Below are 13,492 nucleotides of genomic sequence, written 5' to 3'. Positions count from 1 at the left end.
TGGTTCTTTTGTCGGTTGATAGTTCCAGCTGAGCACAAGAGAGATGGCACAGACTGTTTTGCCCGAAAGTTTATTTAAACTTAAAGCCCTTTTTCTGCAGAAATTCCCTCATATGAGCTCGCATTGGCTTACTCATCATCGTCGCTATTTGATGAGTCCATGTTTCATCACGGGAACCACTGGAACGGTTTTGATAGTAGGCTTTGCACGTTTCGTTGTACTGTTCCAGTTCTGATACGTCCTGCTGATATGTTTCTTCTTTCAAAACCACATCGACTGGCAGTCTTGGCTTTTGCTCAGGTTCTGCTGCCGGATAACCAAGACACATACCAAAGACTGGATAAACCTGATCAGGAAGCTCAAGTAATTCAGACACTTCTTCTGGATTATTACGGATGCCACCGATAAAGACACCACCGAGACCTAATGATTCTGCAGCAATCATCGCATTCTGTGCAGCCAGACTCACATCCACTGTCGCAATAATGAACTGTTCGGTGTAACCGGATACCATCTCCATGTTTTCATAAGCACAAGCAGCTTGATTTCGTTTAAGGTCGGCACAAAAAACCAGAAATACCGGGCTGTTTTCTACCCAGCTCTGCGAACCTGCCAACTCTGCAATCTGCTGGCGTGTTTGTGGGTTTCTGACACGAATAACCGTGTATGCCTGAACAAAATTAGACGTGGCTGACCAACCTGCTGCATCAATAATCTCACGCACTAATTCATCACTTACCGGTTCCGGTGTGAATTCTCGAATTGAACGATGATTTTTCAGTAATGCGATAGTTTCGTTCATATAAAAGATTTCTCCTAAAGCGTATTTATCAATTTATCGGCGATGGCATTATCGGTAAAAGCTCAAAATATGATGGCACGAAGCTCCTGGTTGAGAGAAATGGTGTTTTATTCCATCCAACTCATCTTCAGTTTCGCTACTCACTCTAAGCAATCTATATGTCAGTGAGTTGATGCATTTCTTTTTGAATGACTCAGCTCAATTTTTCTTCTTTGTGATAGCGTATTATTCGCTCCACCTCATTTTTGGACCCCAATATAACTGGCACACGTTGATGTAGCGCTGTTGGTTTTATGTCCATAATTCGTTGATACCCTGTTGTGCTGAGCCCACCGGCTTGTTCAACAATAAAACTCATCGGGTTGGCTTCATACATCAGGCGTAGTTTGCCACTTGAGTTCGCCGGTTTAGTCTCGAGTGGATAGAGAAAAATACCACCACGAATCAGTATTCGATAAACATCTGACACCATGGACGCGACCCAACGCATATTGAAATTCTTTTCTCTGTCACCATCAACGCCTTGAATACATTCATCAATATAGCGTTGAACAGATGTTTCCCAGAACCGTTTATTCGAAATATTAACCGCAAATTCAGCGGTATCTTCTGGGATGGTCATATCAGGATGAGTCAAAACAAACTCATCAATATCACTATCCAGCGTAAAACCGTTTACACCATGACCAGTCGTGAGAATCATCATGGTCGTGGGACCATACACACAAAAACCAGCACAGATTTGTTCTGTACCTGCTTGCAAAAAGTCGTCTGACCATACATCGCTGCTGGTATCAGTACAACGTAATATTGAAAAGATAGTGCCCACAGAGATATTAATATCAATATTGGATGAACCATCCAGTGGATCAAAAGCAATAAGATATTTCCCCTTGGGAAGATGTTCGGGAATCTGAATAATGTCTTCGATTTCCTCAGATAGCATAGCTGCCAGGTGCCCATGATGATTAAGGTGTTCAACCATGACATCATTAGTGATGATATCGAGTTTTTTCTGGACTTCGCCTTGTACATTTTCAGACGTGCTCACACCACCTATTCCTGTGATGGCACTGCGATTGACCAGATGAGCAATCTTTTTACAGGCACTCGCTATATCAGCAATAAGACCTGATAAGTCATCGGTGTTTGAGCCAGTCTCATTCTGCTGCTCACTCATAAATTGATTTATCGATTTTCCAATAGATGACATAAAAGTCTCCTGTCAATTTGGCTTATATTGAGTCGAAGTGAATATTCGATTATTTATATGCTGGTGATCAGGCCACATCACTCATACGCATTTTTATTGATGACGCTACCGCTTCCGACTTGAACCTCTAATCACACACTCACCTGACAGCATAAGCCGACGTAGAGGAGCATTCGGTGATTCAATACGTTGAATAACCGCTGAAACAGCTTCTTTCCCCATCATTTCAACGGGTTGACGAATAACAGTAATACCCGGATCAACTAATGATGACCATGGCTCATCATCAAAACCGGCAATGGCAATATCATCGGGAATTTGCAATCCTGTTGCTCTGGCAGCCATCAAGGCTGAACGGGTAAAAAGACTGTTACTGAGAATAATGGCATCTGGTCTGTCAGCTGATGAAAACCATGCTTCAAGTTCTTTTTGAGCAACAATAGCAGTGGATGGCAGACTCTTGATTTCAGGCTTAAGACCGAGAGAACGGATAGCCTCTATATACCCTTCTTTTCGTTGCTCGCCGGTAATACTTGTCGCACCAAATAAGCCACCAATACGCTGATATCCCTGGCTGTGAAGATGAGTAACAAGCTCTCTAGCCGCCGTGTGATTATTCATAACAATCACATCGAATTTTTCTTTATCTCTAGCACGGTCAATCAGCACTAATGGGAAGTCAAAACTCCATTTGCTCAGCGACTTCAAGCCTTGCGCTGTGGGTGCGACAATCAAGCCGGAAACGCGTTCCTCTTGCATAAATCTGAGATACATTTCTTCACGTTCAGGATCTTCACCCGTGTTACAAAACATAACTCGCATGCCTGCCTTATAGGCGGCAGATTCTACTGCTTGAGTGATTGCTGTAAAAAAAGGATTGACCAGATCAGCTACGATCAACCCAATTGTCTCTGTACGGTTTGAACGTAACCGTCTCGCTGCCATATTAGGACGATATCCCGTGGCCTTTACAGCGTTTAGTACTTTCTCTCGTACTTTATCACTAACAGAACCTCCTCCTAATACCCTAGAAACTGAAGCTGGTGAAACACCAGCTATTTTCGCTACATCTTTAATTCCGACAGCCATATAAGAAAACGTTTCCAATTTAGTTAAAACAAAAAAAACCAATAGATATCAATGTTTGATTAAGACATTATCATATATTCAAATGCTATTCCATCAAATAATTTGACATTTAATATGAAAACGTTTTCAATGCAACAAAACAGAAATATCTGTTCACGTAGACATGAAAAGCGTGGCGTAAATAGAGAGGAGAAAACGATGCTTGTAATGAAGCAAACGAATGGCGAGCTAGATCTTGTACAAATAGTACAGCTCAACGTCAGCGCATCTAACAAAGAAACCGTTATCGAACAAGCAACACAGCTACTAGTGGAGAATAACTGTGTTGATCCCGCTTTTGCACAAAGTATGAAAGAGCGTGAAACACGCGCCAATACCTTTCTTGGCAGAGGTATCGCTATTCCACATGGTATTGCTGAAGATCGGCATCTGATAAAACAAGATGCAGTCGCAATACTTCAAATTCCTCAAGGTGTGGAATGGAACCCAGGTCAGATAGCCTATATGGTGGTTGCTATTGCGGCTCAAACTGATGGGCATATTACATTGCTCCAAACGTTAACAGGCCTATTACAAAACGACGAACAACTTCAACAATTGTTTAAAACTGATGACGAGCAGCTAATCGTCACTTCACTCAATAACTCAAGTGAAGAAACTGAAGAGAACGAAGTCTTGCCGGACTTTGCAAAAAAATCGAATGGACGCTGGATTATCCCAATGGCTTACACGCTCGCCCAGCCACAAAATGGATTGAAACTGCCAGACAATTCCATTCGTCAATTCGCATACGTCATGCAGATAAAACCGCTGATGCAAAAAATTTAATTGCCTTACTTCGCTTGGGAGTACGTGAAGGTTCCTCACTTATTGTATCTGCTGAGGGAGCTGATGCTGATAAAGCATTGTCAGTAATGCATACACTTATGCAAAGCCTCTCCGCTCAAGAAAAAGCGGATGCAGAACTGGCATTAAAACGACAAAAATCCAGTCCCTCCTGGCAAGCAAGAGAAGATTTAGCTGCCATCATTGGTGCCTCAGCAGCCCCCGGCATGGTGGTCGGACAAGTTTACCGAAAAATAACACACACACTCGACGTACCTGATGAAACCGGATCACTGTCTGATAATGCATCAAGACTTCATAAAGCTCTGAGAGAAACAAAAGCACAGCTACAAGCTCTTTCGCAAGAGACAGAGCAACAACTCGGAAAGCAAGAAGCTAAAATATTCCTGGCACATATCGAGTTATTAAACGATACCGATCTCATTACGCTTGTCTGTCAGATAATGGCTGATGGTCATGGTGTTGCCTGGGCCTGGAATACCGGTATTGAGCGTATGGCAAACCGTCTGTCAGCACTTGGTAACCCTGTTTTAGCTGCAAGAGCGACTGATCTGAGAGATGTTGGCAACAGAGTCTTATTTCACATCGCCCCTGAGCTATCAAATACCACCGAGACAGCTTGTCCCGATCATCCATACATACTCATTAGTGATGATCTCACCCCTTCAGATACAGCTGCTCTGGACACCACTAAAGTGATTGGTTTAGCGACGTCAGAGGGCGGACCCACCTCTCATACCGCTATCTTAGCAAGAACATTAGGCTTACCCGCTTTAGTTGGTGGCGGTCAGGGCTTACTGGATATCGCTAATGGCTCGCAGCTTATTCTTGATGGTACAGCAGGACGTATTTATATCGATCCGAACGAGGATGATATAAGTTCAGCACAAGAGTGGATAACAAAGCTTCAAGCTCAACAGGCAAAAGAAGCTGAATCCCGCCAACTACCTGCAAAAACCACAGATGGTACTCAAATTCTCATCGGTGCCAATATTAATCTACCCGATCAAGTAGCAGAAGCAATATCTGAAGGCGCTGAAGGTGTTGGCTTGATGCGAACTGAGTTTTTATATCTTGAACGAAATGATGAGCCTTCTGAAGACGAGCAGTACGAAACTTACCTTGCCATGAGCAAGAATTTAGAAGGACGTGATCTGATTGTTCGTACGCTTGATATTGGTGGTGATAAACAAGCGCCACAACTCGCCTTACCTGAAGAAGAGAACCCGTTTTTAGGTGTGCGGGGTTCTCGACTACTGCTTCGGCGTGCTGATCTGCTCCAGCCACAACTCCGTGCGCTTTATCGTGCACTGAAAGATGGGGCTAAATTATCCATCATGTTCCCAATGGTCACTTCAGTGGGTGAGTTTTTAAAGCTACGGGCAATCTGTGAAGATGTACGAGAATCAATGGCAGCGCCAAGCTGCCCGATAGGTGTCATGATTGAAGTGCCAGCCGCCGCACTCGAAGCCAAGGTATTGGCAAAACATGCTGACTTCTTCTCTATTGGTACCAATGATTTAACCCAATATTGTCTCGCAATGGATCGACAAAATCCGACATTGGCTGCTGAAGCAGATAGCCTGCACCCTGCCGTTCTCAAACTTATCAAGCTAACAGTTGATGGAGCAAAGGATCACAATTGCTGGGTTGGTGCCTGTGGCGGTATTGCAGGGGATCCGCATGGTGCGGCCATCCTGTCCGGACTGGGTGTCACTGAGTTATCCATGTCACCCCTTGATATTCCCGCTGTCAAAGCCCGCCTTCGCCAAAATTCAATGGATGAACTTAAAGCATTAGCCCAGAAAGCACTCGAAGCCGAAACCTCGGAAGCGGTTCGTCAGCTTAAGGAGGCGGAATAATGATACACCCGGTAACCACTGTGACGCTTAATCCTGCTATCGATCAAACCTTGGAAGTCGACCACTTGACTGTTGATCAGGTTAATCGTGTAGATAGCGCTTGTTCTAATGCGGGAGGTAAAGGTATCAACGTTGCCTCATGCCTGGCTGATTGGGGTATTTATGTTTGTGCCTCCGGCCTGCTTGGCAATGATAATCCAGAACTTTTCACCAGGCTTTTTAAACAGAAAAAAATTCGAGATAACTTTGTTCGTTTTGACGGAGAAACCAGAACAAACATCAAGATCGTCAATAAGAGCAGCGGTGGAACGACAGATCTGAATATGTCTGGTCAGAACATATCCAAAGTCTATCTGGACAGACTTTTACAAAGACTGAGTGCCCTCGAAAATGGTTCTACTCTGGTGTTATCAGGAAGCCTGCCCCCAGGTTGCCCCGAGGATTTTTACACACATTTAATGCAAGAACTGGCTCCGAAGAATTTACGTATTATTGTTGATACCAGTGGCCCAGCACTGTCTTCTATTCTGACAGGTCATGCCTCTGCTCCTTTTATGATTAAACCTAACTTACACGAGCTTGAAACCTTTGTGGGTAGGGACTTAAAAGAAACAAGCGACATCATTCAAGCAGCTCAAGAACTCACTAATCGTGGTATAGAAAATGTCATTGTCTCCTTAGGTTCTGAGGGATCATTATTTTTCTCTAATAAAGAAGCGCTTCATGCTCGCCCCCCCAAAATAACCAGTGCAAGCTCTGTAGGTGCTGGTGATGCAATGGTCGCCGGCCTGGTTGCTGCCGCATTGGATAATCTTAATTTAGAAGAAATGGCAAAACTAGCAACGGCTTTCGCTGTAGGAAAATTAGAGCTGCATGGACCCAACCTACCATCGAAAGAGCGCATTAACTCTTTGGCAAAATCCGTTACAACAAGCCATATAAACAATTAAATCAGAGCCTTACACCAAAAAAGGTTACAGGAGAGATGAAGATGTCAAAACTACTCATCATTGTCGATGATAAACATAAAGAAACACACGCGCTTCTTGCCGCTGAAGTGTTAAGAAAAGCGGCTTCAGAACTTAAGCATTCATTTTGTATTGAAGTGCGTACCCCTCAAGGCGTGATTACCGACATAACGCCAGCAATGATCAATGATGCAGAATCTCTGCTTCTGGTGGGCGATGTTGAAATAGATGACCCAACTCTTGCTAATCTGCCAACGATCACAGCGAGTATTAATGAGGTACTGGATACCCCATCTGAGGTACTGGAGCGCTTATCAGCAAGCTCTGATAGCTCGCCCAAAAAAGTGAAAAAAATTGTTGCCATCACCTCTTGTCCAACGGGTATCGCTCATACATTCATGGCTGCCGAGGGCTTACAGCTGGGCGCCAAAAATCTGGGTTATGAGATAAAGGTCGAAACACAAGGCTCTGTAGGTGCCAGGAATGAATTAACTGCTGAAGAAATAGCCTCGGCTGACTTAGTTATTATCGCAGCAGATACGACTGTAGACACGTCGAGATTTCAAGGAAAACCACTTTTCAAATCAGGTACCAAGCCCGCTATTGCTGATGGTGCCAAGCTTATAGAAAAAGCCTTTAACGAAGCTTCCGCCAGTAGCACAGCAGAAGTCACTAAAAATGAAACTGCGGCAAAACAGGATAAGAAAAAAGGAGTTGCAGGTGCATATAAGCACTTGATGACAGGGGTGTCTTTCATGCTTCCTTTTGTTGTGGCAGGCGGAATACTCATCGCTATCTCGTTTGCCTTAGGCGGTATCTATGCCTATCAAGAGGATAATGCCGGTACCCTATCTTATGCGCTATACCAAATTGGAGCAAAAGGCGCTTTTGTGCTTATGGTGCCAGCTATTGCCGGTTACATATCATTTTCAATTGCAGACCGGCCAGGACTCACTCCCGGTATGGTCGGTGGTTTGCTAGCCGCTAATCTTGGCGCCGGTTTTCTCGGTGGCATTGTCGCCGGTTATATGGCTGGCTATATCACTGTCGCCCTTAATAAAGGAATCCAACTACCCAAAAGCCTTGATGGCTTAAAACCGGTACTCATACTGCCCGTTCTGACAACCATGATCACAGGGCTTTTGATGTATTTCGTTATTGCCGCACCGGTGGCTGAAATCATGTCTAGCTTGAAAGATTGGCTGCAGGGTATGCAAGCTGGCAGTGCTGTATTTTTAGGATTGTTATTGGGTGGAATGATGGCATTTGATATGGGCGGGCCTGTTAACAAAGCTGCTTATGCCTTTGCCACAGGCCTTGTAACCAGCGATGTATTTGCACCTATGGCTGCCGTGATGGCCGATGGAATGACACCACCACTTGGCTTGGCATTAGCAACAAAGTTATTTCCTAAGAAATTTAATAAAGAGGAACACGAAGCTGGCAACGCAGCGGCTGTGCTCGGCGTAGCCTTCGTCACCGAAGGTGCGATTCCTTATGCTGCTCGCGATCCTTTCCGTGTTATCCCTGCTTTGATTCTCGGTTCTGCAATTGCAGGGGCCATTTCTATGGCTGTAGGCGTAGAGCTTAAAGTGCCACACGGCGGCATTTTTGTATTAGGTATTCCGAATGCGGTCACCCATGTAGGGATGTATGCATTAGCAATAGTTGTTGGCAGCGTTATTACGGCTCTTAGCCTATTTCTTACGAAAAAAAATATCTGAATGATGTAAAACACAGGAAGGCTCATCTCTCATGCGTATTTATACAGCCCTTATTTCACTCATCTATTTCTGTCTTGTAAGTCCTGTAATGGCAGAGTCATTCGATACTAATTTAGTAAAATGGAGCGCATCTTATACTGGCGAAGCTGCCAGCAATATCAATGGTGGTAAAAAAGAAAAAAGTGCTTACGCTGGCCAACTTTATCTAGGTGCCGATATTAACCTTGATAAAGCCTTTGGCTGGACAGACACCACGCTGCATTTAGCGGCAACCAATCGACATGGTAATAATCTTGCTGAAAAAGCGCTCGGTAACAGCACCTCTGTTCAGGAAATTTATGGCGGTCAGGGATCTCGTCTGGTTTTATTCTCACTGGAAAAACATTTATTAGATGGCAAACTTGAACTTGAGGCTGGCCGGATGGTGGCCAATATTAACTTCTTAGGGTCTGAACTTTGTCAGTTTTTTCAAAATAATGCCGCTTGTGGCAATCCAACCTTTGTTTTTCGTACCAGTAGTTTTACTTGGTGGCCAGTATCCAGTTGGGCTGCTCGATCCAAATATTGGATCACGCCAAACGTATACGCCCATATCGGTGTGTATGAAGACAATAGCGGGCATCAAGATGACAGTGATCATGGCGTGGTATGGAATACACATGAATCAAACGGCTTTATCGTTCCATTCACTTTGGGATACAAAACCAGCTGGGACACTGATCGCTACCCTCGTACCTATGAATTAGGCGGCTGGTATGACAAAACAGATTACTCAGATCCTCTAAAAGATAGTGCGGGTAATAATGCGGTCGAGACAGGCAATCCATACGCAGAATTAAACGGACGTTCCGGTATATTTGCTCGCTTTGAACAAGTCGTTTATCGCCCGGATCCTGACTCAAAACGTAGCTTAACCTTATTCGGAGCCGCATTAACAAAGGGCTCTGGAGAGTTAGCAGTAGATTATCAATTACAAGGTGGCTTCGTTAAGCGTGGCACTTTTGATAGTTGAGACGAAGATACGGTCGCTTTTGTCGTATCCCAACAACACTATAGTCAGGAAGCGATTAAAGACTTAACACTGGCAAGAAAACTAAATGGTGGATCAGGGACGCCAGCAAATAATCAGGTCATGATGGAACTGAGCTATGGTTATCAATTAACATCACAAATTCGCGTTCAGCCAAATATTCAATACATCATCAATCCCGATCAATTCTCTGAGCCTGGACGTAAAAAAGACTTAGATAATATTTTTATTTTGGGTCTACGCTTCGATGTTAATCTTGCCGATATCGTTAAGTCACTGAAATAAAAAACTTGGCTTAGATCGGCTTTTATTCAGAAGCCGATCTAAGCCATCTACACTTTTTTTGCACAAATAATTGTGCTTCACCTGATACCTTCCGCAAAACACAGCCAACTTTTTATTCACTCTAACAAGCTGATTCTGTACGTTTTTCGGCATCACTAGCCGCTCCTGCCTCAATAAAATCAGCGAGCTCTTTTTAGTTATCCCTGATTGCTTATCAATAATCTAAATATATGGCGTCTTAGGATGTATTTTTACCTTGTACTGCACTCAAGACTGGATTCACCATTTTTCTTGACGAAATTTAGATGTCTGCATATGCGATAATGCCGCTAACACTTTACTAGCATGCAAACAATCAACTTACTCCATCCATGACCGCTGATTACAGTCACCTTACACATATTAAAAGTTTAGATGAGCTCGCTCTTTATGAGCTGATTCCTACTATAGTGTGGATTTTTGATCTTGATAGACATGGTTGGTGGTGGGGTAATGAAGCAGCGCTCACTTTTTGGGGATTGAACTCAGTTGATGAGCTGGTAAATAAAGATCTATCGGGTGACACACAAGGCGCCCGCGACAGGATGCTTCAAACCTTTGAATTAGCAGCTAAAAACGGAATCAGCATTGACCCTTGGACCACCTATCCAAACGGTAAAGCCAAAACACTTTATATGTTGCATAAAGCTGTTTTAATTGGTCCTGAACGGCATCGTGCCATCATTGCTTATGTGAATGAACAGGTAGAACTGGGGGAAACACCTGAGAATTTATTACTGGTAGAAGCTATGCGCTATACCACTGTGTTGGTCAGCACTTTTACCTTCTCTGGTGAGATTGTTATTGAAAACCCGGCAGCAACCGAAGCTTATAAACACATCATTCCACAACAACTTAGTGATGATAAAAATGCCTTTACTGCTCGCTTTGAACATCCCGAAGAAGGGATTAAACGTCTAAAAGAAGCTACTGAAAAGCGCGTTGGGCGTTGGACTCATATGATGAGAACCAGTGCAGGCTTACGTCAGCATACACTTGATATTCGTATAACTCGTCATCCATTAACGGCTGAATTTTTAATCTTAGTCACCGAATATGATGTCAGTGAGCTTCATCAAGCCTTAGATGCAGCCAATCATGCTCAAATCGAATTGAAAAAACAGGCACATTTCGATGCAATTACCGGCCTGCCCTCACTACATTATTTACAACAGCATGCCGGTGACTATTTAGCTAAAGCGAAGCGACAAAATCAACAAATTGCCATTATGTTTTTAGACTTGGATGGCTTTAAATCAGTCAATGACTCTTGGGGTCACGATGCTGGCGATCAGGTACTGCAACAAGTAGCACAAAGGTTTACTCATATATTGCGCCAATCAGATCAATTAGCACGTATTGGTGGCGATGAGTTCGTCATCATGATTGATGATCTAAAAGATCGTGCTGACGTGGAAACCATTGCTCAAAAACTGATTGATGAACTGAAAGCACCCATTGACTTCACTTTTTCAAACAATGAAACCAAGCAAGTTAAAATTGGTGTCAGTATCGGTATTTCCTTTTTCCCTGACCATGGCAGTACGCTTGATGACCTGGTCAAAGTTGCAGATAGAGCGATGTATGATGTTAAACGTCAGGGCAAAAACAATTATTCTTTGGCGAAGTTCGTTTTGTTGTGACCGCTTGATTAACGTAAATAACGTTATATCCGTTTATCTCTTCTTGCCTTTCTTAGCTGACTGGATAGCGGAATAAATCTGATAAATCACATAGGGCAGCAAACCCAATATCAGTGCATCGATACCACTCAGTTTCTCGCCTGCCAGTATAAGCACAATGATGAGCAATAATCCTACAGCACCAAGCTTAAGAAACTTCATTGATTCTTTCGCTAAACCCTTCTGCATTTTGCTTCCTTTTTTCAACAGAAATTGTATTCCAGTAACACAGCTATTCAGTAAAAAATATGTTCATTTATGGCTTTTCAAGATTAAATAGTCAAGGAATAAGATCGCTTTAAAAAGAGCTATGATATTCAAGTGTCACTCCCCCATTGCCATTTGTTTTACAATTCACTTCACAAAACCTACCAATTGAATCAATTTGCATGAGTATGTCGTCACTAAAATATTTATCAGGCTACCCTGCCTCTGTTCTGGATCAAGTCAGTGCCGCCATTTCAGCAAAAACACTCGGGCAGTTTCTGTTAAAGAAATACCCGGATACACATAACATTAAAACCAATAAAGCCTTGTATGCGTATGTGATGGAAGTAAAGAACCAGAACCTGCGTCAATCCAGTCCGCTCAGTAAAGTGGTCTATGATGACAAGCTGGATGTACTTCATAATGCCCTGGGATTACACAGTTATGTCTCACGAGTCCAGGGCAGTAAATTAAAAGCCAAAAATGAAATGCGAATTGGCTCGGTGTTTAAAACCGCGCCTATCGCATTTTTGAATATGATTGTGGTACATGAACTGGCACATTTAAAAGAGAAAGACCATAACAAAGCGTTTTATAAACTTTGCACACATATGGAACCGGACTATCACCAACTCGAATTTGATGTCCGGCTTTATCTCACGCATTTAGACTTGTTTGGTGACTTGTATTGAGTCTTAAATCTATACAAAACCTAATCAACTATCGGTAGAAAACGTCAGTTTCTCTCATTTATCACGTTGCTGAGCCTGTTCAGTCAGTTTCGCTTTGACCATGCAGAAACAAATGGGAAAAGAGGGAAAAGCCATTCAGCTTATTCATCATGCCTATAAAGATCATATTACTATTCAACAACTGGCCAATGCAGCAGGAATGAGCACTGCTGCCCTTTATTATTTCAAAGCGATCACATCTGAATCCCCAATACAGTATTTGAAATCGGTCAGATTGCATCAGGCGAGATTATTTATGGTTTGAAGAGGAATGACAGCCGCTAAAGCCAGTCATAATTTAATCGTGAATTCAAAAGGCTATTTAATCGAACACCCGCTCAGGAAGCAAAGTATTTAAGAGAAAACTTTTCTCTACCTCCAGAGCATGCTTCTTCAATATACGTCTCTTCACATTGATATTTATCAACACAGGTAAAGTGAAAATTTACGATCTCAACTTATTTCTCGTTTTCGATTATTCTTACAAATTTAAACCTAACTAAAGCCACTTTTTTCTGCTAAATTTCCAGAGTTAAAATTTGTTGACAACCTCTCTACTTGTATGGTTATTTATCAATAATAAAAGTATGTGAATTATGTCTAAAAAGACAATTTATCAACTAGCACATTGAGGGATAAATAGTGCTGAGCCATAGCCAAACACTCACCAAGAAGTTCTTTATTTATTTTATTAAATTTAGGGGCTGATCCAGATAACTAGCCCATATTCGCTTTAACCCATTGAGTTAATTGTTTTAATTGACTCTTTGGGTCACTGTTATTAAATCGCCACTCACACTCTTTCAAAAACAAGTGAAAATGCTCCTTTGGAATACCGTTAAATCGCCGTAAGTGGCGCTTAGCTTGATTCCAAAAATTCTCAATACCATTGATATGATTTTGCTTATCGGAAAAAAGCTTACTATGGTTAATACGATAGTGTTTAAATTCGCTTACATCTAACGCATTATAACTGCGCCAAGTATCGGTATAGACAATACTGTCAGGTTTCAC

General features: G+C 42.6%; 12 protein-coding genes and 1 pseudogene. 8 read left to right on the top strand and 5 right to left on the bottom strand.

Annotation, left to right across the window (positions count from 1 at the left end; genetic code table 11):
- Positions 1-70: 70 nt before the first annotated feature.
- From nfsA to BM232_RS08815, 3 genes are all read right to left on the bottom strand, one after another.
- Positions 71-802 carry an oxygen-insensitive NADPH nitroreductase gene (gene nfsA / locus BM232_RS08825; RefSeq protein WP_091713649.1) on the bottom strand — a complete coding sequence of 244 codons (732 nt, stop codon included), beginning with the start codon at positions 800-802 and terminating at the stop codon, positions 71-73.
- Between the two features lie 193 nt (positions 803-995).
- Positions 996-2,015: a class 1 fructose-bisphosphatase gene (locus BM232_RS08820; RefSeq protein WP_091713646.1), complete on the bottom strand. Its 1,020-nt coding sequence runs from the start codon at positions 2,013-2,015 to the stop codon at positions 996-998.
- Positions 2,016-2,120: 105 nt separating this feature from the next.
- Positions 2,121-3,104, bottom strand: a complete 984-nt coding sequence (locus BM232_RS08815) for a LacI family DNA-binding transcriptional regulator (protein ID WP_091713644.1) — start codon at positions 3,102-3,104, stop codon at positions 2,121-2,123.
- Positions 3,105-3,302: 198 nt separating this feature from the next.
- On the opposite strand from BM232_RS08815, the gene BM232_RS15110 reads away from it, so the two are divergent.
- From BM232_RS15110 to BM232_RS08790, 6 genes and pseudogenes are all read left to right on the top strand, one after another.
- Positions 3,303-3,932 carry a PTS mannitol transporter subunit IIA gene (locus BM232_RS15110; RefSeq protein ID WP_245752862.1) on the top strand — a complete coding sequence of 210 codons (630 nt, stop codon included), beginning with the start codon at positions 3,303-3,305 and terminating at the stop codon, positions 3,930-3,932.
- The gene (gene ptsP / locus BM232_RS08810; protein ID WP_245752871.1) at positions 3,857-5,812 is read left to right on the top strand and encodes a phosphoenolpyruvate--protein phosphotransferase; all 1,956 of its coding nucleotides are present in this window, start codon (positions 3,857-3,859) and stop codon (positions 5,810-5,812) included. Before BM232_RS15110 ends, ptsP begins: the two co-directional genes overlap by 76 nt.
- A complete protein-coding gene (pfkB, locus tag BM232_RS08805; RefSeq protein ID WP_091713641.1) occupies positions 5,812-6,762 on the top strand; it encodes a 1-phosphofructokinase in 951 nt (316 codons plus the stop codon). The genes ptsP and pfkB overlap by 1 nt, the downstream gene beginning before the upstream one ends.
- 41 nt (positions 6,763-6,803) lie before the next feature.
- A complete protein-coding gene (locus BM232_RS15100; RefSeq protein ID WP_091713639.1) occupies positions 6,804-8,504 on the top strand; it encodes a fructose-specific PTS transporter subunit EIIC in 1,701 nt (566 codons plus the stop codon).
- 31 nt (positions 8,505-8,535) lie between these two features.
- Positions 8,536-9,819, top strand: a pseudogene (locus tag BM232_RS08795) (carbohydrate porin).
- Positions 9,820-10,268: 449 nt separating this feature from the next.
- Positions 10,269-11,501, top strand: coding sequence for a GGDEF domain-containing protein (locus BM232_RS08790; RefSeq protein WP_245752861.1), 1,233 nt, complete (start codon positions 10,269-10,271; stop codon positions 11,499-11,501).
- Positions 11,502-11,534: 33 nt separating this feature from the next.
- Here BM232_RS08790 and BM232_RS08785 read toward each other — a convergent pair whose 3' ends face one another.
- On the bottom strand, positions 11,535-11,729 hold the full coding sequence (locus BM232_RS08785) for a hypothetical protein (protein ID WP_091713635.1): 195 nt from the start codon (positions 11,727-11,729) through the stop codon (positions 11,535-11,537).
- 200 nt (positions 11,730-11,929) lie between these two features.
- Here BM232_RS08785 and BM232_RS08780 point away from each other — a divergent pair, with 200 nt between their 5' ends.
- Together BM232_RS08780 and BM232_RS08775 are read left to right on the top strand one after the other, a co-directional pair.
- Positions 11,930-12,439 (top strand): YgjP-like metallopeptidase domain-containing protein, encoded by a 510-nt coding sequence (locus tag BM232_RS08780; protein WP_218153322.1) that lies wholly within the window; start codon positions 11,930-11,932, stop codon positions 12,437-12,439.
- A 112-nt stretch (positions 12,440-12,551) separates the two neighbouring features.
- Complete coding sequence (locus BM232_RS08775; RefSeq protein ID WP_091713632.1) at positions 12,552-12,743, top strand: AraC family transcriptional regulator; 192 nt, start codon at positions 12,552-12,554, stop codon at positions 12,741-12,743.
- A gap of 452 nt (positions 12,744-13,195) precedes the next feature.
- On the opposite strand, the gene BM232_RS08770 is transcribed toward BM232_RS08775, so the two are convergent.
- On the bottom strand, positions 13,196-13,492 hold a 297-nt coding region (locus tag BM232_RS08770), incomplete at its 5' end, for an IS1595 family transposase (protein ID WP_143092274.1).

The sequence above is a fragment of the Methylophaga sulfidovorans genome, from assembly GCF_900114205.1.
Lineage (GTDB): Bacteria > Pseudomonadota > Gammaproteobacteria > Nitrosococcales > Methylophagaceae > Methylophaga > Methylophaga sulfidovorans.
This window is presented reverse-complemented; position numbering and strand designations above follow the sequence as displayed.